General features: G+C 57.9%; 20 protein-coding genes and 2 tRNA genes. 11 read left to right on the forward strand and 11 right to left on the reverse strand.

Annotation, left to right across the window (positions count from 1 at the left end):
• Nucleotides 1–10: 10 nt before the first annotated feature.
• Together JYB84_RS16645 and JYB84_RS16650 are read right to left on the reverse strand one after the other, a co-directional pair.
• A tRNA-His gene (locus JYB84_RS16645) sits at nucleotides 11–86 on the reverse strand.
• Nucleotides 87–121: 35 nt separating this feature from the next.
• Nucleotides 122–198, reverse strand: a tRNA-Arg gene (locus JYB84_RS16650).
• Nucleotides 199–429: 231 nt separating this feature from the next.
• Between JYB84_RS16650 and JYB84_RS16655 the strand changes: the two genes are divergently transcribed.
• Nucleotides 430–3,048, forward strand: a complete 2,619-nt coding sequence (locus JYB84_RS16655; protein WP_207321127.1) for a diguanylate cyclase domain-containing protein — start codon at nucleotides 430–432, stop codon at nucleotides 3,046–3,048.
• A 3-nt stretch (nucleotides 3,049–3,051) separates the two neighbouring features.
• Here JYB84_RS16655 and rep read toward each other — a convergent pair whose 3' ends face one another.
• Complete coding sequence (rep, locus tag JYB84_RS16660; RefSeq protein WP_207321128.1) at nucleotides 3,052–5,064, reverse strand: DNA helicase Rep; 2,013 nt, start codon at nucleotides 5,062–5,064, stop codon at nucleotides 3,052–3,054.
• Nucleotides 5,065–5,232: 168 nt separating this feature from the next.
• Entirely contained in the window at nucleotides 5,233–5,544 is a 312-nt protein-coding gene (locus JYB84_RS16665) for a hypothetical protein (RefSeq protein ID WP_207321129.1), read from the reverse strand.
• 196 nt (nucleotides 5,545–5,740) lie between these two features.
• On the opposite strand from JYB84_RS16665, the gene ubiK reads away from it, so the two are divergent.
• The 9 genes from ubiK (at nucleotide 5,741) to JYB84_RS16710 (ending at nucleotide 11,950) form a co-directional block, all read left to right on the forward strand.
• Nucleotides 5,741–5,992, forward strand: a complete 252-nt coding sequence (ubiK, locus tag JYB84_RS16670) for a ubiquinone biosynthesis accessory factor UbiK (RefSeq protein WP_207323277.1) — start codon at nucleotides 5,741–5,743, stop codon at nucleotides 5,990–5,992.
• Nucleotides 5,993–6,140: 148 nt separating this feature from the next.
• Nucleotides 6,141–6,545: a GFA family protein gene (locus JYB84_RS16675; protein WP_207321130.1), complete on the forward strand. Its 405-nt coding sequence runs from the start codon at nucleotides 6,141–6,143 to the stop codon at nucleotides 6,543–6,545.
• Between the two features lie 1,530 nt (nucleotides 6,546–8,075).
• Nucleotides 8,076–8,633 carry a hypothetical protein gene (locus tag JYB84_RS16680; RefSeq protein ID WP_207321131.1) on the forward strand — a complete coding sequence of 186 codons (558 nt, stop codon included), beginning with the start codon at nucleotides 8,076–8,078 and terminating at the stop codon, nucleotides 8,631–8,633.
• 18 nt (nucleotides 8,634–8,651) lie between these two features.
• Nucleotides 8,652–9,101, forward strand: a complete 450-nt coding sequence (locus JYB84_RS16685; protein ID WP_207321132.1) for a GNAT family N-acetyltransferase — start codon at nucleotides 8,652–8,654, stop codon at nucleotides 9,099–9,101.
• 65 nt (nucleotides 9,102–9,166) lie between these two features.
• A complete protein-coding gene (locus JYB84_RS16690; protein ID WP_207321133.1) occupies nucleotides 9,167–9,643 on the forward strand; it encodes a hypothetical protein in 477 nt (158 codons plus the stop codon).
• Nucleotides 9,633–10,478, forward strand: coding sequence for a PhzF family phenazine biosynthesis protein (locus JYB84_RS16695; RefSeq protein WP_207321134.1), 846 nt, complete (start codon nucleotides 9,633–9,635; stop codon nucleotides 10,476–10,478). The genes JYB84_RS16690 and JYB84_RS16695 overlap by 11 nt, the downstream gene beginning before the upstream one ends.
• Before the next feature lie 131 nt (nucleotides 10,479–10,609).
• A complete protein-coding gene (locus JYB84_RS16700; protein WP_207321135.1) occupies nucleotides 10,610–10,813 on the forward strand; it encodes a hypothetical protein in 204 nt (67 codons plus the stop codon).
• Between the two features lie 119 nt (nucleotides 10,814–10,932).
• On the forward strand, nucleotides 10,933–11,475 hold the full coding sequence (locus JYB84_RS16705) for a DUF4256 domain-containing protein (protein WP_207321136.1): 543 nt from the start codon (nucleotides 10,933–10,935) through the stop codon (nucleotides 11,473–11,475).
• A 169-nt stretch (nucleotides 11,476–11,644) separates the two neighbouring features.
• Entirely contained in the window at nucleotides 11,645–11,950 is a 306-nt protein-coding gene (locus tag JYB84_RS16710) for a panthothenate synthetase (protein WP_207321137.1), read from the forward strand.
• Between the two features lie 72 nt (nucleotides 11,951–12,022).
• Here JYB84_RS16710 and JYB84_RS16715 read toward each other — a convergent pair whose 3' ends face one another.
• The 7 genes from JYB84_RS16715 to ilvC form a co-directional block, all read right to left on the reverse strand.
• Nucleotides 12,023–12,742 (reverse strand): substrate-binding periplasmic protein, encoded by a 720-nt coding sequence (locus JYB84_RS16715; RefSeq protein WP_207321138.1) that lies wholly within the window; start codon nucleotides 12,740–12,742, stop codon nucleotides 12,023–12,025.
• A gap of 68 nt (nucleotides 12,743–12,810) precedes the next feature.
• On the reverse strand, nucleotides 12,811–13,941 hold the full coding sequence (locus tag JYB84_RS16720; RefSeq protein ID WP_207321139.1) for a pyridoxal-phosphate-dependent aminotransferase family protein: 1,131 nt from the start codon (nucleotides 13,939–13,941) through the stop codon (nucleotides 12,811–12,813).
• Between the two features lie 155 nt (nucleotides 13,942–14,096).
• Nucleotides 14,097–15,671, reverse strand: a complete 1,575-nt coding sequence (gene ilvA / locus JYB84_RS16725; RefSeq protein ID WP_207321140.1) for a threonine ammonia-lyase, biosynthetic — start codon at nucleotides 15,669–15,671, stop codon at nucleotides 14,097–14,099.
• 1 nt (nucleotide 15,672) lies between these two features.
• Nucleotides 15,673–17,529: a dihydroxy-acid dehydratase gene (gene ilvD, locus JYB84_RS16730; RefSeq protein WP_207321141.1), complete on the reverse strand. Its 1,857-nt coding sequence runs from the start codon at nucleotides 17,527–17,529 to the stop codon at nucleotides 15,673–15,675.
• A 45-nt stretch (nucleotides 17,530–17,574) separates the two neighbouring features.
• Nucleotides 17,575–17,829: an acetolactate synthase 2 small subunit gene (gene ilvM, locus JYB84_RS16735; RefSeq protein ID WP_207321142.1), complete on the reverse strand. Its 255-nt coding sequence runs from the start codon at nucleotides 17,827–17,829 to the stop codon at nucleotides 17,575–17,577.
• Nucleotides 17,830–17,983: 154 nt separating this feature from the next.
• The gene (ilvG, locus tag JYB84_RS16740) at nucleotides 17,984–19,654 is read right to left on the reverse strand and encodes an acetolactate synthase 2 catalytic subunit (RefSeq protein WP_207321143.1); all 1,671 of its coding nucleotides are present in this window, start codon (nucleotides 19,652–19,654) and stop codon (nucleotides 17,984–17,986) included.
• 742 nt (nucleotides 19,655–20,396) lie between these two features.
• Nucleotides 20,397–21,878 (reverse strand): ketol-acid reductoisomerase, encoded by a 1,482-nt coding sequence (ilvC, locus tag JYB84_RS16745; protein WP_207321144.1) that lies wholly within the window; start codon nucleotides 21,876–21,878, stop codon nucleotides 20,397–20,399.
• 194 nt (nucleotides 21,879–22,072) lie between these two features.
• Here ilvC and ilvY point away from each other — a divergent pair, with 194 nt between their 5' ends.
• Entirely contained in the window at nucleotides 22,073–22,957 is an 885-nt protein-coding gene (ilvY, locus tag JYB84_RS16750) for an HTH-type transcriptional activator IlvY (protein WP_207321145.1), read from the forward strand.
• Nucleotides 22,958–22,968: the final 11 nt, after the last annotated feature.

A 22,968-nucleotide genomic window follows, 5' to 3' on the forward strand; every position in this document is an offset into this window, starting at 1 on the left:
TCAAAGGAAATGGGGTGACTGATGGGGCTCGAACCCACGACAACCGGAATCACAATCCGGGGCTCTACCAACTGAGCTACAATCACCACTGATTTTTCCTGCTAACCGGGTGTTATCCAACTGGCGCACCCAGAAGGATTCGAACCCTCGGCCTCACCCTCCGGAGGGGTGCGCTCTATCCAACTGAGCTATGGGTGCCCACCTTGTTAGCGCCGCATATAGTAGGAATTATTTGTTCTGCCGTCCAGCGCTTATTTGTATTTTTTCGCCGTTTGCTCAAGTTTTGAGTCAACCGCTGTAAAAAACAACGCCGTACAAAGGGAATATCCCCTTGGCACATACGGTATTTCATGTTAATTCTACTCTTTGGTCCTGGGACTAAGCCGTTCCCAGATAGAAAAATACCATAACAACAAATCGGCGAGCGCTATGTTCAGGGATAATGGATTTAAGGATGAAACCTGTCCCCTGCCTGGGGAAGAGGTGCACAGACTCCTGAAAAGGGTCGAACGCCTGCGCAGATTGGCGGGCAAATACAAGCGTGCAGAAATCATACGCGATGCGCTGTTGGAAATTTCCAATATTTCCACCGAGGTCAGCACCCCGGAAGATTTCTATTCCGGGGTACACAACCACATCCGGCAACTGATCGCTGCCGACAACTTCTTTATCGCCACCTTCAATGCTCTCAGCGGCCAACTGGAAATCCCGTTCTTCGCCGATGAGAAAGACCCCCATCCCGCCATCAGTTACCCCGATGGGCAGCTCCATGGCGTGCTGATGCGGGGGCTCACCGGTTACGTATTCCGCACCGGCAAGGCGCTGCTGTGCAATGCCACCACCTTTGCCGAGCTTATCGACGCGGGGGAAATCGTCAGCCTGGGTTCCGATTGCAATCAGTGGTTGGGTGTACCCATACGCCATAACGAAGTGACCACGGGCGTGATAGTGGTGCAAAGCTATGACGGCGCGACCCTCTATGGCGAGACCGAGCTGGAGCTGATGGAGTTCATCAGTCACCATATCGCCGGGGTGATGGAGCGTCTCAAGCATCAGGAGCAACTGGAGCAAGCCATAGAGCAACGCACCCGGGAGCTGAGCCTGGCCTACGACCGGCTTAAACAGGAAGTGTATGAGCGGCGCCGGGCTGAGCGATTGCAAAAATCCCTCTATGAAATCGCCGAACTGGCGGCCAGCGGTCTGGAGCAGCAGGACTTTTACGTGCGTCTGCATGCCATCATCAGCCACCTGTTACCGGCCAACAACTGTTATATCGCCTTGGTCAGCGACGAGGAGCAGAGATCGCTGCATTTCCCCTTCTATATGTCGCAAATCGATGCCGATGTACCGCCGCCCCGGCCCTTGACCGACGGACTCACCGAATATCTGCTCAAACATGGGCGCCCACTGCTATTGAACAGTGACGATATTCGCGCCCTGGAACAGGCAGGTGACATCTATGCCCAAGCGCCAGAACTGAACAAGACCCAGAGCATGCACCAGTGGATAGGTGTGCCCCTGTATATCCAGGATCAGGTCCGCGGTGCCCTGACCATCTACAGCCTCAGCGCCAACCAGAATTACCAGCTCAGGGATCTGGAGTTGCTAACCTTTGTGTCCCAACACATAGGCACGGCCATCGAACGTAAGCTCAATGCCGAATCCTTGCAGCGCAGCTATGAGCAGCTGGAAGAAAAGGTTGAGGCCCGTACCCGGGCGCTGGCGGCGGTCAATCAGGATCTGCAGCAGGAGATCCAGCGCCGCAAGCAGATAGAGCAGCAACTGATCCACGATGCCCATCACGATGCCCTGACGGGCCTGCCCAACAGGTCGATGTTTATGGAACGCCTGGCCCAGGCGGTCAAGCATGTGCGCCGCCACGGCAAGGATCAATTCGCCCTGCTGTTTATCGATCTCGACCGCTTCAAATTGATTAACGATACCCTGGGCCATCTGCAGGGGGATCGTTTCCTGATAGAAACCGCCAGCCGTCTCAAAACCTGTATCCGCGACAATGACACCCTAGGACGCCTGGGCGGTGATGAGTTCGTGATCCTGCTCGACGCCATTAACCACTCCCAGGACGCCGAAGAAGTGAGTGAGCGCATACTCTCGGAGCTCAGCCGCCCGTTTTTGCTCGGTAATCAGGAGTTCCAGTCTGGCGCCAGCATAGGCATAGCCATCAGCAATCAGCAGCGAGTAGCCACCGCGGAATCCCTGCTGCGGGATGCCGATGCGGCCATGTATCAGGCCAAATTCCGTGGCAAGGGCTGCTATGTGAAGTTCGATGACAAGGCCCGTGAGGCCCTGACCCACGAGTTGGAGTTGGAAAACGAACTGCGCCAGGCCATGGGCTCCAACGCATTGCAACTGCAGTTCAGCCCCGTCAGCAGCAATGCAGATGAAGCCGCTTCGGCACTGGCCCTGTCATTGACCTGGGAGCACAGGGATTTTGGTCATATGGGCGCCAACGAGCTGAGAAAGCTGGCGCGTTGCTGCAATCTGGAACTGGAACTGGACAAGCACCTGATTGCCAATTTAAGTCAACACGCGGCCGCGCTGGAACTGCCCTGCCATGTACAGCTTGCCAGCGGTCACCTTAAACACAAACACGCGCTGCGCAGCCTGAAGAACAGTCTCAAAACCCTGCCGCTAAGCAAGCTGGACCTGTGGTTGTTTTTTGATGAGAAGGCCATGGTCCAGGATACCAAAAACCACATCAGTGGCCTGGCCTTGTTGCACAAACTGGGGGTCAAGCTGGGACTGTCCGGCTTTGGGACCGGCGTCAGCCCGCTTAACAACCTGACGTTGCTGCCCGTCTCCAGCCTGAAGTTGGCCGAGTCTTTGGGCCAGAGTGGTGGAAATCCGGAGCAGGAGCGGCTGCTGCAAGCCATGGTGGCGGCGGCCAATGCCCTGGGTCTGACGCTGATCGCCAGCGGCGTGGAGGATGCCAGACGCTGGCACAGGCTGCAGAAATTGGGGATCGTTCTTGGCCAAGGCAAGCTGTTCGGCACGCACCCCGAGGGCAGGATCCCGAACTGCGCCTGAGCGCTACTTCTTCAGCATGGCCCTCAGGTTGGCGATATTGCTCTTACCCGTTTCCTGACGCTGCTCGGCGCTTTGGGGCGGTTTGCGGTGTTCCCACAGCAAATCGTCCTGGGGCAGCTCGTCGAGGAAGCGGCTGGGTTCACAGCGCATGGTTTCACCAAACTGGCGCCGTTCCCGGCACAGGGTAAACCAGAGTTCGCGCTGGGCCCGGGTGATGCCCACATAGGCCAGACGCCGCTCTTCCTCGACATTGTCCTCATCTATGCTGGTCTGGTGCGGCAGGATGCGCTCCTCCGTTCCCACCATAAATACATAGGGAAACTCCAGGCCCTTGGAGGCATGCAGGGTCATCAGCTGAACCTGATCGCCGCCCTCTTCCTCGTTGTTGCGCTCCATCATGTCCCTCAGGGTCAGACGGGTCACCACCTCGGGCAGGGTCATGGGCTCATCCAGCTCGTCGCCCTGGAGCATTTCTGTCACCCAGCGGTACAGCTCGGAGATGTTTTTCATCCGCATCTCGGCCGCCTTGGCACTGGGGCTGGTCTCGTACAGGTAATCTTCGTAGTTGATCTTGCGGATCAATTGCTTGATCGCGTCCACCCCTTCACCACGCTCGGCAATTTCCCCTGTGTCGACGATAAAGCGGCCGAACTCATACAGGGTCGCCATGGCGGTCGCCCCCAGATGGTGGTTGAGGTCTGGCTCAAAAATGGCGGCAAACATGGAAATATGCTTTTCGTTGGCAAAGTTGCCAAGCCGCTCCAGGGTCGCCGGACCTATGCCGCGCTTGGGCAGGTTGATGATCCGTAGCAGCGCATTATCGTCATCGGGATTCACCACCAGCCGCAGGTAGGCCATGATGTCCTTGATCTCCGCGCGGGCGAAGAAGGAAGTGCCACCGCTGAGCTTGTAGGGAATGCGGTTGGTCATCAGTGCCCGCTCCAACAGCCGTGACTGATGGTTACCGCGGTAGAGAATGGCGTAATCACCAAACTGGGTGCGGCCGACAAACTTGTGGCGCACTATCTCCGCCACCACCCGCTCGGCCTCCTGTTCCTCGTTGGCGGCGATCAGCACCCGCATGGGCTCGCCGTAGGGCAGCTCGGAAAACAGCGCCTTGTCGTACACGTGTGGATTGTTGGCAATCAGTATGTTGGCGGCCCGCAAGATGCGCTGGCTGGAGCGGTAGTTTTGCTCCAGCTTGATAAGCTTGAGGCTGGGAAAATCCTTGCCCAGCAACACCAGGTTCTGTGGCTTGGCGCCACGCCAGGAATAGATGGATTGGTCGTCGTCACCCACCACGGTAAAGCGGGCCCGTTCACCCACCAGCAGCTTCACCAGTTCGTACTGACTGGTGTTGGTATCCTGGTATTCGTCCACCAACAGGTACTGGATGCGCGCCTGCCAGCGACTGCGCACTTCGGCATTGTGGCGCAGCAACAGGGTTGGCAGCAGGATCAGGTCGTCAAAATCGAGGGCATTGTAGGCCTTCATATGCTGGGCATAACGCTGGTACAAGAGGGCAAACAATTGCTCCCGTTCGTCCCTGGCCAGCTTACGGGCCTGCTCGGGGATCACCAGCGCCCCCTTCCAGTTGGAAATGGCGGTCGCCAGCAGCTTGAGCAGATCCTTGTCTTCCTGCAGTTCCTTTTCGGTCAGTTCCTTGAGCAGCGCCAGGGTGTCCTGATCGTCAAACAGGGAAAAACCGGCCTTAAGCCCCACCACCTTGTGCTCGCGCTTGATGATCTCCAACCCCAGGGTATGGAAGGTGGAAATCCACAGCCCCCTGGCCTCCTTGCGTCCCATGGACTGGGCCACCCGCTCCTTCATCTCCCGCGCCGCCTTGTTGGTAAAGGTCACGGCGGCAATATTGCGCGCCTGGTAACCGCATTTCTGCACCAGGTAGGCAATCTTGTTGATGATTACCCGCGTCTTGCCACTGCCCGCTCCCGCCAGTACCAGGCAGGGACCAGAGACATAATGGACGGCATCGTTTTGAGCGGGGTTGAGCTTCATGGGTGTTGGGGATCTCGGCAACCAATATCAAAGGCCGGGATCATAACAGACCGGGCGCCGCAGAGGCGATAGCAAGAGCGAAAGGAAACCGCAGAGTGAAGGGCAATACAGGAACAAAAGAAACCACAGCCCCGCTCGCTGGCGGGACTGACATCAGCGGGTCAGCCGCTAACCGGCTGCCAATTCGTATATCTTGCCTGCGCCCTGCCAGCCATTGTCCTTGGCGGCCTGCACCAGATAATCCAGCCCCAAACGACAGGCGGCCGGCATTTCGGCCTCATGGGCGTCGATATGACACTGAAAACTCTGGCTGACTTCGTCCCAGGCCACAGAGACCACGGGTTCGCTGGCACCATTGGCCTGTGCCAGGCGCAAACCGATAAAGGGCACAAAGGGCAGGCTCATCTGCCTCGACAGAAAGGCTGCGGCTTTACCGTCGAAACTTCTTATGGTTAATGAAAAATGTACCTGGTAATCCATATCCTTATCCTCCGGCTAATTTCCTTGGCTACTCCTCTTTGAACAATAGACCAAGGGCTGTCGCAGCGACTTGATCCAGGTCGAAAATTTGCACAAATTGCCTCTGACTACCGTCCCGGAAGCAAGCCCGGCGGTTTGTTTTGGCGCCGACTCCTGAGTTACAATCCGGTAATAGAAGACAAAGGTGGAACACGTGATGATCAACCCGAAAAAAATCGAAGAACTGGCCAAGCAATTGAGCGATAACCTGCCGGCCGGGCTGAAGCAATTTGCCGGTGAGTTCGAGGAGCGCAGCAAGCAGGTATTGCAAAATCAGCTGCTTAAGCTGGATCTTGTCTCCCGGGAAGAGTTTGAGGTCCAGCAGCACGTACTGCTGCGTACCCGCGAGAAACTTGAAGCCCTGCAGGCCCAGGTCAACGAACTGGAAAAGCGCCTCTCAGGTGAATAATCCTCAGGCCGGCCCAAGGGCCGGCCTTGTTTTTCCGGCTCGGACCAGCCGTTTTAGGTTACATTTATTCCCTTTCAATGACGTCACTCTGTGTTAGTTTTGGCAAATCCTTTGCCTATATTCGGCCCAACCAGAACAAGGAATTGCCATGAAAGGAAGCTGCCTCTGCAAACGGGTGAGTTACGAGATCCAGCATTTTTCTCCCCATCTGTCCCACTGTCACTGCTCCATGTGCCGCAAGTTCCACGGCGCCGCCTTCGCCACCTATGGCACAGTATTGCAGCAGGATATTCAATTCCATGTGCTTGAAGACGCCCTGAAAACCTTCCGCTCCTCCGAGATAGCCCAGCGCGGCTTTTGCCAACATTGCGGTTCCAGCCTGTTTTACCAGTTCCTCGATGGCCGCGGCACCTTCGACATCGCCCTCGGCACCCTGGATGATGAGCCCAACCTGCCGGTTGAGGCGCACATTTTCTACGGCAGCAAACCCCAATGGTCGGGCGAGTTTGCCGACGCCCTGCCCAAGTATGACAAGGAACACGATCTCCCCTGATTGGGCCATTTTCGGGCAAAAGTGAGCTTGCCCAGGCGGCAATCTTTCGTTCACGAAGCAACTTTCGACATCGGATGCAATTAATCACTTGCAGTGCCAAGTTCATGGAGTTCCGCTTCGATAAGATTGCTTTATTGGAAAGCAGAGGCCTGAATGTTGCACCGTTTCCCCCTTCGGAGCCGCCGAGGGTGTTGGGCAAGAAACGGCAACAACCGAGGCAGGGTGAATGCTCGTCTACGACGAGCGAGCTTATGAACGCGAACCATGGATGGTGAGCTGGCTGTTATCCACGGATGGATTTGGACGCCGAAGCAGCGACAGTCGAGCTGGGTGAGTGTCGCGCAGCGACAAGCCCACGAACGCGAGGCATGGAGCCGAGCTGGGGTGGATTTACATGGACGTAAATCCGAGAGTCTGTCGCGTTGGCCGTTTCGCCCATAAACCCGAGGAGCTTTCGGCTCCGGCTGGGGGCATCCTTTGGGATGCAAGGGCGAAGCTCGCAAGAGCGCTATGAGCGCAAGCCATGGATGGCGAGCTGGTCATTAAACAAGGAAGTTGTTCGTGGATAAGCAAAGCCCCTTGCCCAGGTGTGAGTTGGAGACCCACGACTTTCTGCTGCTTGAAAAGCGGCTATCTCTTTACTTTTATGCAACTTCCAGCACGAGAAGTACTAAATCACCTGCGGTGCGCTTTCGCACTGCCACTCCAGTGACACGGCGTGAATATATCCCTATAGCCTCCCCTCGCCATCCATGGCTCGGACGGTCACTGGTGCGGCAGTGCTATCAATTGGTGTTCCCCTTTGGTTATTAGAGTTCATCCAATACCAATTTGAGAAACCGAAGCCTGACGGTTGCACCCGAATGCTCCCCCTTCGGAGCCGCCGAGGACGTTGCTGAAAATGGCGTGGCGAGGCATGGATGCCGAAGCAGCGCCAGTCGAATCAGGGATGAGCGTCTGGCGCGTTAGCCAATTTTCAGCATAAGGCCGAGGAGCTTTCGGCTCCGGCTGGGGGCATCCTTTGGGTTGCAAGGGGCTTTGGATGAGCAAAGCCCCTTGCCCGGGTGTGGGTTGGAGACCCACGACTTTCTGCTGCTTGAAAAGCAACTATCTCTTTGCTTTTATGCAACTTCCAGCACGAGAAGTACTAAATCACCTGCGGTGCGCTTTCGCACTGCCACTCCAGTGACACGGCGTGAATATGTCCCTATAGCCTCCCCTCGCCATCCATGGCTCGGACGGTCACTGGTGCGGCAGTGCTATTAATTGGTGTTCCCCTCTGGCTTTAAAGGCAACCAGATAATTCAATTGAATCAATATATTGACCATCTAGTGAGCCTCAAGGATTATCGGAACAGAACGACTGGATCAAACCAAGCTGATCTATTAAGAAGGATGATGGGAACTAAGAATAAGGAGATTGTGTTTGCAAAAAAGACTTTAATTTGATTGCCTTAGAGGATAGTTATTAACCTATCAAACCAAAAATGTATTGTGGTTCTGCTTATTACTGCATTTAGAGAACATAGGATGAAGTTTGCTCAATTATTTCTGATATTAGCTATTGCCAGCACTGTCAATGCACAAGAGGCAGCAGATCCTGTTACCGAGCGGACAAGTATCATTTCTGAGTGGGCGCTTACATTGCTTGAAATCGAGCGCTGCCTTCCCGAAAGTGATGTTTGTGGTATTGAACTTTACATACAAGGCCCTAAGGAAAAACACCAACTGGGCGCGAACCTCACTGGACCATTCTTTCCTTTGCTGAAAGCAAAGAAAATATTCGCCTGCGAAAACAATGACGTCATGGAGACTAAAGGCCCAGAACTGATAGATTTGAATGGCAATCAGACATTACTCCAACCCCATCCCGGCTATTTGCGAGATTGCAGCTTGGTTGGTACTGGAGAGGAAGTCTTAATGCATTACAGCCTGGTTGATACGAAACCCTTTAACCTAATTCGTATCTTCAGTTCCAATGGTGAAATACTGCTCGAAAAGCGCATGGACTCAGAAGGCGTTGTTGAGTTTACTTTGCTGGGTCAATCATACCAAGTTCTAGTTCCAGCACCGGAATGGCCGGGCTAATGCTAGGAAAATAAGACTATGAATCCCATGCAAGAAGTCTTCATCAGAGTCGCCACCAGCGAGGATGCAGCGGCGATTGCGCTGCTGAGCAATGAGCTGGGTTACCCGGCTTCGGCGGAGGCGATACAGGAACGGTTGGCAAGACTGCTCAACAACAGCAGTCACAAGATCTATGTGGCGACGCAGGAGGACAATATCCTGGGTTGGATCGCCTGCGAGCAGCGTCTGTTACTGGAGTCCGGTGAGGTGTTTGAAATAGTGGGTCTGGTGGTGGGCAAAGCCGCCAGACGTAAGAATGTTGGCCGGCAACTGGTGAGGGCAGCAGAGCAGTGGGCCGAGGCTTTGTCGGCCAGGGCTTTAAGGGTGCGCTCCAATGTTCAGCGGCAAGAATCGCATCCCTTTTACCGGGCCCTGGGCTTTGAAAAGAGCAAGACGCAGCATACCTATGTGAAAAGCCTGCTCAGCTGAGAACGGTGCTAAGCACGCAGCCAAGTTCCCAGCCGGATAACCGGCTCAACAACAGGATCTGACGTATGAACTGGTATGCCTTTGCCGTGGGGATAATCACGGCCATGCTTATCATGGGGCACTTCAAACGAACCGGTCTGGAACGCGGCCGCCTCGCTTATCCCCTGCTGCTGGCCTCCTTCCCCTGCTACTATTTTGCCTTTGCCCTCTATGGCCTGGATATGTCCGCCTTGGGCCTGGAGCTGCTCACCAGCCTGGTGTTTCTGGCCTTGGTCTGGTGGGCCATCCGCGCCAGCCGCAGACTGGCAGCGAGCCTGATTGCGCTTGGCTGCCTGCTGCACGGCGGCTACGATGCCTTGCACCAATTCCTGTTTCTGAATCCGGGAACACCAGCTTGGTGGCCGGAGTTTTGCGGTGCCGTCGATATGATTCTCGGTGGCTATCTTGTTTATTTGGCTATCAGGGCACCCGCCCTTAAGGCTGCGCAAACAGGCCATGGAGCCCTTTTGCCCTCAAACGGAGAACGGGATTGTGAAATGTGAACTGGTGGACGTATTTGCCAAGGAAAAACTGCAGGGTAACGGCCTGACCATATTCTCCGATTGCGACGCCTTAACAACAGAGGAGATGCAGGCCTGGACCCGGGAGATGCGCCAGTTCGAGTCCATTTTCCTGCAGCGCAGGCAGGATGGGTTCCATGTGCGGATTTTTACCGTCGAGGAAGAGCTGGACTTTGCCGGTCATCCCCTGCTGGGGCTCGCCTTGCATCTGCATCAGCAATACGGCACAACCCATGCTCATGATTGGCTGGTGCATACCAAAAGCCGTCCCATCCACCTCAGCAGCCGAGAAGAGGGTGGCGAGTTTATCGCCACCATGGATCAGGGCAAGCCCGAGTACCTGCGCACCTTAACGGACGCGGAATCCGAACCTCTTTACGCCGCACTCAGCCTGTCGCCACCCGGCAATCCGGCACTGCGGGCAGAAGTCATATCTACCGGCTTGCCCTATGTCATTTTGCCGGTTGAATCCGGGCTGGATAAGGTCAGCTTCCAGGTCCGGGATCTCACGCCGCTGCTTGCCCCTCTGGGCGCCAAGTTTCTTTACCTGCTGGATGTGGTAAATCTGGAGGGCCGCACCTGGGATAACCAAGGTCTGGCCGAGGACGTGGCGACCGGCAGTGCCGCCGGTCCGGTAGCTGCCTTCCTGTATAAGCAGGGGCGGCTTGATACACCAGACCTCGTCATCAAACAGGGGCGCTTTTTAGGACGCCCCAGTGAAATCAAGGTGCAGCTTGAACTCAGTGGCCCGGACATAGCGACCATCCTGGTCAGCGCCAAGGTGGTCAAGGTCGCCGATATCCAGCTGCTGAGCTAGAGCTCGTCCAAGCCGGGCGGGAAGCCCACCTGGTATTGGGCCAGCTCAGTCCCGACTGTAGCCGCGAATAACTTTCGCCATCATGACTTTTTCGGTCCCCTCGGGAAAGGCAAAGGCGTTGGGAAACACCTGTGGCATGGCTTGTCACAGGTGTGCTTCTATGGCGGCACCTGCCCCATGCCTTGCTGGCAAGGGATCTCGCCCGGGACACCCTGGTGGATTGGGGCCGTTTGCCGGGACGACCGGTGGATATGCGGGCCCTGCTGGATTTTCTCGGCGAGCAGTCTACTCCGGCGCTCCAGACCGCCGCCCTATGCGGGCGGCAATCGGCTTGACTTACAACAGGGTATTTTTGAATATGGGCAACCTGGCTGAATTTTAAACAAGCCGCAATTCACCTCCAACCGTAAAAGCAGCCAGTAACTATCAGTAAATGGCAACAGGGAGCAAAGACATGGACGCCACACACCAAGCACTGATCCAAACCCTCAAGACCCGCTTCGAGCAACATCCCCGGCGCCATCCGGATATCGACTGGATGCGGGTGCAGGACAGGTTGGAGACCTGTCCGGACAAGCTTGACGCCCTGCAGTACATGGAACAGAGCGGCGGCGAGCCCGATGTTATCGGCTTTGATGCAACCCGCTTTGAGTTCATCTTCTGTGATTGTGCGCCGGAAAGCCCCACGGACAGACGCAGCCTCTGTTACGACGCCCAAGCGCTGGAAGCGCGCAAGCAAAACAAGCCCGCCGGCAGCGCCGTGGCCATGGCCGCCGCCATGGGCATTGAGCTGCTAACCGAAGCCCAGTACCAGGAGTTGCAGACCCTGGGTGAGTTCGATCTGAAAACCTCCAGCTGGCTGGCGACCACCGCAGACATTCGCGATCGCGGTGGTGCCATCTTTGGCGATCGCCGCTTTGGCCGGGTGTTTGTCTACCACAATGGCGCCGAGTCCTATTACTCTGCCCGAGGTTTTCGGGGCCGTCTGTTGGTCTGAACCTGGCAGAAGATCTTGAGCAACAGGGATTGAATTTCCCGCCGCAACTGGACAAAGCCGCCTTGGACTACAACTGTTAAGAGACTGAACCGCGCCGGTATTGAGCAATTGCCAGCGCATTTTTGTTTCCTGTGACCCGTTCAGGGTCGCTGACAATTGGAGTCCCGCGATGAAAATGTTGCTTACCGTCGAGTTTCCCCATGAGCCCTTCAATACCCTGGTACGCACGGGTCAGGTGGGTGAGTTGATCGGCAATATCATGGACAGTATCAAGCCCGAGGCGGCCTACTTTACCGAGCAGAATGGCTGCCGCTGCGGTGTGTTTGTGGTGGAGGTGGCCGAGCCCTGGTCGGTACCCGCCATTGCCGAGCCCTTCTTTCTCAACTTCAAGGCCAACTGTCAATTCCGCATCCTGATGACGCCGGATGATTTACAGCGCGCCGGTCTGGCAGAACTGGGGCGTCGTTGGGGCTGAGCGCCCGTCTGAAAAAATGAAAGCCGGGCATCTGCCCGGCTTTTCAACATGCTAATGTCGTTTAAAAACTGTTTAGTTTAAAAACTGCTTCACCAAGCGGTCGTATTCGCCGTTTTTGCGAATTTCCGCCAAGCCACGGTTAAAGGCATCGCGTACCACTGAGTTGTGGAACATCACCCGGTAGGGGGTACGCGGAAACACCTCGTGAAATTGCAACGGTTGGGTACTGTCGATATCCGGGCCGACGAACTTGTTGTTGGCGAGAAACACATACTTGTCGGCCACGGCCACATCAATGCGCCCCAGATACAGCATGCGATTTTGCAGCTCCTGGGGATCCACCTCACGGTAGATGGTCTTGTTGCTCAGGCGTTGGAACGTCTCACCCAGCATGTACTGGGCTCCCTCATAGGCCACCAGGCTGTAGCCCTGCAATTGATTGAGTTCACTGAACGTGAGCTGCCGTGATGCCAGGGTCACGGCAACGTCCTGGTAATAGATGTAGTAATCGGAAGGATAACCTGAGAGACCGGCAGCGGCATTGACCGACATGGCCGCCTCAATCCTGTCTTTCATATAGTAAAGTTGCAGCCGCTTCTGGGAATAGAATTTGAATCTGGCATCAAACCCCGATGCCTTGAGCGCCGCCCGCACTATCTCCAGCTCCAGTCCCGACTCACTGTCTTCGAGTATGTAGGGGGGGCGGTTAAGGGCGCTGCCAATCACCACTTCGGTGGCAGCATGCCCGGACAGCGTCACCAACAAGGCGCAGACGCAAACAATAAAGCGCATAGTAACCCTTCGAAATATCGTTGTTTTTACTATAAACGCTGACATCAGAAGGGGGCAAATCCTCACCCCTATCTCAGCACTTCCTCCATAGCCTTTAGGCACAGTGCCACATTTTCCCGTCGGGCGCCATAGCCCATCAAGCCGATGCGCCAAGCCTTGCCCGCCAAAGCCCCCAAACCGGCACCTATCTCCAGATTATAGTTTTGTAACAGACGGTTACGTACCGCAGCATCCTCTACGCCTGTCGGGATATAAACCGCATTCAGCTGCGGCAGCCTATGGGCCTCATCCACCACAAACTCGAGCCCCAGGCGTTCCAGCCCGGCCCTGAGTTCCTGATGCATGGCGGCATGGCGCTGCCAGGCATTTTCCAGGCCTTCATTGGCCAGCAGCCGCAGCGATTCATGCAGGGCATAGAGGGCATTGACCGGCGCCGTGTGATGGTAGGCACGCTTGCCGGCGCCACTCCAATAGCCCATCACCAGAGTCTGATCGAGGAACCAGCTTTGCACCTCAGTGCCGCGGGCCTTGAGCTTGGCCACGGCCCGTGGCCCGAAGGACACCGGCGACAAACCGGGCACACAGGAGAGACACTTCTGACTGCCGGAATAGATGGCGTCTATGCCCCAATCATCGACCCTGAGTTCGACGCCACCGAGGGAGGTGACAGCATCCACTATCGACAGGCAATCATGTTCCCGCGCCAGACGGCACAGGGTTTGGGCATCGGACAGGGCACCGGTGCTGGTTTCGGCATGGACAAAAGCCAGGAAGCGGGCATCGGGATGTTCCTTCAGCGCCGCCTCCACCACGGCGGGATCCACCGGCTTGCCCCAGTCAAAATCCAGCACCACGGCCTCACCGCGGCAACGCACCACATTTTGACGCATGCGCTCGCCAAAGACCCCGTTGCGGCAGACTATGACCTTGTCTCCGGGTTCCACCAGGTTGACGAAACAGGTCTCCATGCCGGCGCTGCCGGGGGCGGACACAGCCATGGTCATCTCGTTTTGGGTCTGGAAAGCGTATTGCAGCAGGGCCTTGAGCTCATCCATCATGGCCACAAACAGGGGATCCAGGTGACCGACCGTGGGACGGGCCTGGGCCAGCAGCACCTCGGGATACACATCGGAAGGCCCCGGGCCCATCAGGGTTCGACGCGGCGGGGTGAAGGGCGAAACTTGGGGTGCGGCTATCATGGGCTCTCCTTATGCTGACTGGGCCAAAAGTGCAAATTGGGCCAAAAGTGCAATCTGGGCCAAAGTGCAAACTGGGCCAAATTGGAATATTTACCCTAACACAAAGCCGCGCTGAAAAACGCCCCTGCCTTGGTCTAAGGACTGACTTTCACTCCTCAGCCGGGCCTATTGCCGAGAAACAGCCGGTAGGCCGGACTCTGGGTTTCTTCCTGCCACACAAAACCCAGCTCGGTCAGGAAACGGCCAAAGGCCTGGTGATCCGCCTCCGGCACCTCGAAGCCCGCCAGCACCCGCCCGAAGGCGGCGCCATGGTTACGGTAGTGAAACAGGCTGATGTTCCACTTGCTCTGCAAGGTGGTGAGAAACTTCAGCAGTGCCCCCGGGTATTCGGGAAACTCGAAGCTGAACAGGCGCTCGTTAAGTGGCTCCGGCGGGTGGCCGCCCACCATGTAGCGCACATGCAGCTTGGCGGTCTCGTCGGCGGACAGGTCCTGCACCGCAAAACCGGCACTTTCCAACCTGTCTATGATGTCGGTCAGCTCCTGCTGGCCCTGGCTGAGTCGAATACCGGCAAACACCACGGCACTGTCGCGGCTGCTGAAGCGGTAGTTGAACTCAGTCATCACCCGCCGCTCCAGCAGTTCGCAAAAACGCAGGAAGCTGCCGGGTTGCTCCGGTACCCGCACCGCCAGCACGGCTTCCTTTTGCTCACCCAGCTCACAGCGCTCGGACACGTAACGCAGGCTGTGGAAATTGACATTGGCGCCGCTGAGGATGGCGGCCACCTTTTGCCCCGCGCCCCTGTGACTGCCTTCGGCCAGTCCCGGGCCGCTGAGGCCGAAATACTTTTTCAATCCCGCCAGCGACAGAGCCCCGGCAGGTTCGGCGATGGCGCGGGTATCCTCGAAGATATCCTTGACCGCAGCGCAGATTTCATCCGAGCTGACGGTCACCACTTCGTCCACATAGGCCTTCGCCAGACGGAAGGGCTCGCTACCGATACGCTTGACCGCCACCCCGTCGGCAAACAGGCCCACCTGGGGCAGGGTCACGGGCTCCCCGGCCGCCAGCGCGGCCTTGAGACAGGCGGCATCCTCGGGCTCAACCCCGATGATCTTCACTCCGGGTTTGACCGCTTTGTAGTAGGCGGCAATGCCCGCCACCAGACCACCACCGCCCACCGGCACAAACACCAGCTCCAGATCCCGCTGCTGTTGCAACATTTCCTGGGCGACAGTACCTTGCCCGGCGATCACCGCCTCATCATCGAAGGGGGCTATGTACACCCGGCCCTCGCTGCGGGCCAGATGCTGGGCATGCTCGTTGGCCTGATCGAAGGACTGACCGTGCAGCAGCACTGTGCCACCGAGGCGGCGCACCGCATCAATTTTGATGTCCGGCGTGGTGGTGGGCATGACAATGACGGCATCCACGCCCCGGCTTGAGGCCGACAGCGCCACCCCCTGGGCATGGTTGCCGGCGGAGGCGCACACCACCCCCAGGCGACACTCGTCGGCCGACAACTGGGCGATGCGGTTATAGGCGCCGCGCAGCTTGAAGGAGTGCACCGGCTGCATGTCCTCGCGCTTGAGGAACACCTGGCAGCCCAAACGGGCCGACAGCTTGTTCATGCTCGACAGGGGCGTGACCTTGGCCACGTCATACACGGACGAGAGCAGGATTTTTTGCAGATAACTGTGGGCCAAATCCACGGTGGCAACGTCGGGCATATCAGGCCTCCAGTTTTGACTTGTCACGCACAGCGCCCTTGTCGGCACTGGTGGCGAGCATGGCATAGGCTTTCAGTGCCAGGGACACGGGGCGTACCCGTGCCAGCGGTTTCCAGGCCAGCGGCCCCTTGGCCTCCATGGCGGCGCGGCGCTCGGCCAGCTCGACCTCGGAGACCCGCAATTGGATACTGCGCTTGGGGATATCTATGTCTATGGCATCGCCGTTTTCAATCAGGGCTATGGTGCCACCGGCCGCGGCTTCCGGAGATACGTGGCCTATAGACAGGCCCGAGGTGCCGCCGGAGAAGCGACCGTCGGTGATAAGAGCGCAGGCCTTGCCCAGACCGCGGGACTTGAGGTAACTGGTTGGATAGAGCATTTCCTGCATACCGGGACCGCCCTTGGGCCCTTCGTAGCGGATCACCACCACGTCGCCGGCCACCACCTCGCCGCCGAGGATCCCGGCCACCGCCTCGTCCTGGCTTTCGTACACCCGGGCAACGCCGCTGAACACCAGATTGGACTCGTCCACCCCGGCGGTTTTTACTATGCAGCCGTTTTCCGCCAGGTTGCCATGTAACACCGCCAGCCCGCCTTCCTGACTGAAGGCAAATTCGCGGCTGCGGATACAGCCCTCGCGGCGATCCGTATCCAGGGTGTCCCAACGGCAGGATTGACTGAAGGCGCGGGTGGTGGGGATGCCGGCGGGGCCGGCGCGGAAGAACTCCTGCACCTGGGCGTCATCGCTCAGGGCCACATCATAACGGGCCAGCACTGACTTGAGGCTGCCATCTTCCGAAGCCACATGGTTGACGTCCGTGTGCAGCAGGCCGGCGCGGTCCAACTCGCCAAAGATGGCCATCACGCCACCGGCGCGATGCACGTCTTCCATATGGTACTTGGGCGTCGACGGCGCCACCTTGCACAGGTGCGGCACCTTGCGGCTGATGCGGTCAATATCGGCCATGGTGAAATCCAGCTCAGCCTCCTGGGCCGCGGCCAGCAGATGCAGCACTGTATTGGAGGAGCCGCCCATGGCCACGTCCAGTGCCATGGCGTTTTCAAAGGCCTTGAAGTTGGCTATGGCCCGTGGCAGCACCGACGCATCGTCCTCGAAATAGTGACGTTTGGTCAGCTGCATTACCCTGCGCCCGGCTTCCAAAAACAGTTCGCGGCGATCGCTGTGGGTCGCCAGCAGGGAGCCGTTGCCGGGCAGCGACAGACCCAGGGCCTCGGTCAGGCAGTTCATAGAATTGGCGGTAAACATGCCGGAGCAACTGCCGCAGGTGGGACAGGCGCTGCGCTCGATGCGCTCGCTGTCGGCATCCGACACGCTGGCATCGGCGGCGGCCACCATGGCATCCACCAGGTCGAGCTTGATGAGCTTGTCCGACAACCGGGTCTTGCCCGCTTCCATGGGGCCGCCGGAGACGAATACCACGGGGATATTGAGCCTCAGGGCCGCCATCAGCATGCCGGGGGTGATCTTGTCGCAGTTGCTGATACACACCAGGGCATCGGCGCAGTGGGCATTGACCATGTACTCGACGCTGTCGGCGATAAGCTCCCGCGACGGCAGCGAATACAGCATGCCGCCGTGGCCCATGGCGATACCGTCGTCCACGGCTATGGTGTTGAATTCCTTGGCCAGCCCGCCCGCCTCTTCGATGGCCGAGGCCACCAGGGCGCCCATGTCCTTCAGGTGTACGTGACCGGGCACAAACTGGGTGAAAGAGTTGGCAATGGCAATAATGGGTTTGCCGAAATCTGAGTCTTTCACACCTGTTGCACGCCACAGGGCGCGGGCGCCGGCCATGTTGCGGCCTTCGGTACTGGTGGCGGAGCGTAATTTAGCCATGGGGATTCCTTCACTGTTAATTCAATTGGGTTTATCGGGCACGAGTCAGGCGCTGGCCACCTTGGATAATGCCACAGGACTCAGCACCCGGCAGCCGGTGACGTCCACCAGCTTATTGAGCTGGTTTGACAGCAGTTCGATGGCACGCTCGCTGTCGACCTCCATATCGAGGGCCACGCTGTTGTCGGTCAGGCGCATATTCATGCCTGTGACGCGAAAACCGCGGTGACGGGTGACACGCAATACCCGCTCAACCACCTCGGGACTGTGTTGTAAGGTTACTTCCAGATGCTGGATCATGTGCGTTTCTCCATCTCTTCCATCAAGTCACTGTTGGCGGCTCAGAGCGTTACCGCGGTAAAGAGCCAAAGGTTATTGCTGTCATTCATTGCCACACTGAAAATCTGCTCACCTAGTTCGGGGCTCTGCCCTGAACATGCTGGCAGACGCCGGATCATGTACTTTTCTCCATCTCTTCCATCATGTCGCTGTTGGAGGCGCCGGGCGGAACCAGAGGCCAAACGTTATAGCTGTCGTCTATCGCCACGTGCAGCAGGAAGGGGCCGGGGCTGGACAGCATGTCGTCCAGGGCCTGCTCCACCTCATCGGCGGCGAATATGGTCTTGCCGGGGATATCAAAGGCCGAGGCCAGGGTGACGAAATCCGGGTTATCGGACAGGTCGGTTTCGCTGTAGCGCTGCTCAAAGAACAGCTGCTGCCACTGCTTGACCATGCCGAGCTTCTGGTTGTCTATCAGCAGGATCTTCACCGGCAGGCCGCGACGTTTAATGGTGGTCAGCTCCTGCACGTTCATCATAAAAGAGCCGTCACCTGAGACTGTCACCACGGTCGCGCCTGGGCGGGCCATCTGAGCGCCTATGGCCGCCGGCAGGCCAAAGCCCATGGTGCCGAGGCCCGCGCTCGACAGATGATCTTCGGGGCGGCGGAAATACATGTGCTGGGCCACCCACATCTGGTGCTGGCCCACATCGCAGCTGACCACACTGTCCTGGGGCAGTTTGGATGCCAGGCGCCTGAGCAACGCCGGGGCATAGATAAGATTGCCATCCTGGCGATACTGCCATTGATGATCCCGGGCCAGTTCGGCCACCTCCGCCTGCCAGGAGCCTATGTCCAGCGCTTTTGCCAGCTTGGGCAACAGGGAGCGCAGCTCTCCGGCTATGGCCACATCGGGGCGGCGCAGCTTACCGAGTTCGGCGGCATCTATGTCCAGGTGGATCACCTTGGCCTTGCTGGCAAAGCTGTCGAGACGGCCGGTCACCCTGTCATCGAAGCGGGCTCCCACCACCAGCAGCAGGTCACATTCCTGCACCGCCAGGTTGGCGGCCTTGCCGCCGTGCATGCCGAGCATGCCCAGATAACCCGGGGTGTCGTGGGCTATGGCACCCAGCCCCTTGAGGGTGGCCACCGAGGGCATGCCGGTCACCCGGATAAAGTCCCGCAGCGGCTCGACGGCGCCGGCCATGCCCACCCCGCCGCCCACATACAGCATGGGCTTGCGGGACTGCGAGAGCAGCTGCCTGGCGGCCTGGATATCGGCCTCGGCGGCCTTGGGCTCGGGGCTCAGGGCCAACAGCGGCGCGCGGTATTCCAATCGTCCCAGCTGTATGTCTTTAGGGATGTCCACCAGCACGGGGCCGGGGCGGCCGGAGGCGGCGATGTCAAAGGCGCGGTACAGGGTCGGCACCAGATCTTCCAGGCGCTGCACCATAAAGCTGTGTTTGGTGCAGGACAGGCTCATGCCCAGCAGATCCACCTCCTGGAAGGCATCGGTGCCTATGACGGCGGTGGATACCTGACCGGTAATGGCCACCAGGGGCACAGAGTCCAACATGGCATCGGCCAGGGCGGTGATCAGGTTGGTGGCACCCGGGCCGGAGGTGGCGAAGCAGACCCCGGTCTTGCCACTGGCGCGGGCATAGCCCACAGCGGCAAAGCCGGCGCCCTGCTCGTGGCGACAGAGTATGTGTTCCAGCTCGTGGCCCACCAGGGCGTCGTAGATGGGCATGATGGCGCCACCGGGATAACCGAATACCGTGGTGACTCCATGGGCGGCCAACACCTTGATAACCGCATCCGCTCCCCGCATCGTCTGTACTTCCATCGTCCTGTCCTGCCTTGTGGGCCGAGCCCTGATTTATCAGCGAATTTTTATTGGTTCTTAAACGAGAAACCCCCCGGTCCTTTCGGAGCGGGGGGTCTCTTGCAACTTCTTTCCTGGTTAAGGTCTGTCAGTTTGCCATGGGCCGCCCCCGCTGTGATTTAATAATCACGACGGTAATAATCACGAGAATGAGCTTGGCAGCCAGGTTCAACACTATTGACACTTTCCTTAAATTCTTGGGCCGGTAATTCTTGCAGCCTTTGGGGCGAGCCTTAAGCTTTAGCACAAGATCCCAGCGGATCACAACAGCAAAGTTTCATCTTAAAAAAGATTCAGCTTCCCTGCCGAGACAATGCAAGCAACACAAACTAGGGCGTGTTCACGTTTCACGGTTGTTTTTGCAGCTGCCTGGCCGGGCTTAATACCAGGCAGCGGCTGCGCCGTGTAGTCACACTACATAAGCAGGCGCTAACGCAGTAGTAAGACCGGCCAAGCGCTGCCCTTCGGGTTCGTCTTGGCGATGCCCTGCTCATTGTCACTCGTCACTTATTTAGAATAACTAAACTTCGTTCCTCGTTTCGCGATCAAAGCATCGCCAAGGCGAACAAAATCTAATCTCGAAACGTAAACACGCCCTACAACATCTGAAATTTTCCGCAATCTTTTCAATTGCCTTTCGTTGGCAGCCTCACCTTGAAAGCGGGCTGCCGGTGACTGCAATGCCGGCCGGGGCTGGCGAAATTTATTGGGCCGCGCTGATGCGCTTCATGTCTTTCATGTAACCGCGCAGCTCGGCGCCTATGTATTCCACCGCTGTGTTGCGGATGGCATCGTTGACCTCGATCAGGCGGCGATTGTCGACGCCGTTGCCCTGGTCCTTGAGGCCGGCACCCAAAAATTCCGGCGACATGGCGTTCACATAGTCGCGCAGCAAGGGCACGGCGGCGTGATTGAACAGGTAGCAACCGTATTCGGCGGTATCCGAAATCACCACGTTCATCTCGTACAGACGCTTGCGCGCTATGGTGTTGGCGATGAGCGGGGTCTCGTGCAGCGACTCATAATAGGCCGACTCTTCAATGATGCCTGCGGCCACCATGGTATCGAACGCCAGCTCAACCCCGGCCTTGATCATGGCCACCAGGAAGATGCCCTTGTCGAAATAGGTCTGCTCGTCGATGGCTTCGCTGCAGGTCGGTGCCCGTTCAAACCCGGTTTCGGCGGTCTCGGCGCGCCAGCGCAGCAGGTTGGCGTCGTCGTTGGCCCAGTCCGCCATCATGGTGCGGGAGAATTCGCCGCTGATGATGTCGTCCATGTGCTTTTCAAACAAGGGCGCCAGTATTTCTTTCAATTCTTCTGCCATATCAAAGGCTTTAATCTTGGCTGGGTTGGACAGGCGATCCATCATATTGGTGATACCACCGTGCTTGAGCGCCTCGGTGACCGTCTCCCAACCCTGCTGGATCAGCTTGGCGGCATAGCCAGGTTCGACACCGTCGGCCACCATCTTGTCATAGCCGAGGATGGCACCGGTCTGCAGCATGCCGCAGAGTATGGTCTGCTCGCCCATCAGATCCGACTTCACCTCGGCGATAAAGGAAGAGTGCAGTACCCCGGCGCGATCGCCACCGGTGGCGCTGGCATAGGCCTTGGCGATCTCCAGACCATCCCCCTTGGGATCGTTTTCAGGATGCACGGCTACCAGTGTCGGCACCCCGAAGCCGCGCTTGTACTCCTCACGCACCTCGGTACCGGGGCACTTGGGCGCCACCATGATGACGGTAATGTCGGGACGCACCTGCATGCCTTCCTCGACTATGTTGAAGCCGTGGGAATAGGACAGGGTCGCGCCCTGTTTCATCAGCGGCATCACCGCCTTGACCACATTGGTGTGCTGCTTGTCCGGGGTCAGGTTCAGCACCAGATCGGCATCAGGGATCAGTTCCTCGAAGCTGCCAACCTTGAAGCCGTTATCTGTGGCTTTTTTCCAGGAGGCGCGTTTCTCGGCAATGGCTTCGGCACGCAGGGCATAGGAGATGTTCAGCCCTGAGTCGCGCATGTTCAGCCCCTGGTTCAGACCCTGGGCACCGCAACCGAGAATGACTATGTTCCAGTCTTTGATGTAATCGCAGCCATTGGCAAATTCACTGCGATCCATAAAACGACATTGGCTCAGCTGGGCCAGCTGTTGGCGCAAATTCAAGGAGTTAAAGTAATTGGCCATAGTGAATTTTCCATCTTTCAATTCTGTGACGACAGCGCGGCCTTGACCGCCTGTGATTGCAAAACACTATAGTCCAGAGTTAGCATTGCCTAAAATGATATAATCGAAACTTGTTGTTGCACTTTTCGCAACATTAAGAGTCACAACACAAACAATGGCAACATAAGAGTGGTCAGCCAAGGGGAGTTCAGGCCATGGATATCCGCGAAATCCAGCTATACCTGCATTTGTGTGACACCCTGCATTTCGCCCGCACCGCAGAGCAGATGCATGTGAGCCCCTCCACCCTGAGCCGGGCCCTGCAACGGTTGGAGCAACAGGCCGGTTGTCGCCTGCTGGAGCGGGATAATCGCAGCGTGCGCCTGACCCGGGGCGGCGAGGAGTTTCGCCGCTTTGCCGCCGACACACTGGCGGGCTGGCAGCAACTCAGGAGCCGGCTCGATCCCAATCAGCAGCAGCTGCGGGGCTTGCTCAATCTCTATTGCTCTGTGACCGCCGCCTACAGCCACCTGCCGGCGCTGCTGGACAGGTTCCGCCGCGAACACCCCCTGGTGGAGATAGTGCTCAATACAGGGGATGCGGCCAATGCCATGGCCGAGGTGCAGCAGAATCGCGCCGACATTGCCATCGCGGCTTTGCAGGATCCCTTCCCCGACAGCCTGCATTTTGCCCCCATGGACACCATACCCCTGACCGTCATAGGGCCGCAGATCCCCTGCCGGGTGCGAGAGTTACTGGAAGAGAAGGAAATCCCCTGGGACAGGTTGCCCTTTATCGTGCCCGAGCACGGCCCGGGCCGGAAGCGCATCGACAATTGGTTCAAGGCCATGGGCATAGGGGCGAATATTTACGCCAAGGTATCGGGCCACGAGGCCATAGTGTCCATGGTGGCGCTGGGATGTGGGGTCAGCGTCAGCCCCGAGGTGGTGGTGCAGCACAGTCCGATGCGCGACCGGATTGCACTGCTGCCAAGCCCGGTGGCCATACCGCCCTTTGAGCTCGGCTGTTGCTGCAAGGCAAAACGCCGGGACGACCCCCTGATAGCCGCCTTTCTGGCGGCCATTGGCTCAGCGAAATAACTCAGGCAGGA

The sequence above is a fragment of the Shewanella cyperi genome (assembly GCF_017354985.1).
Classification (GTDB): Bacteria; Pseudomonadota; Gammaproteobacteria; order Enterobacterales; family Shewanellaceae; genus Shewanella; species Shewanella cyperi.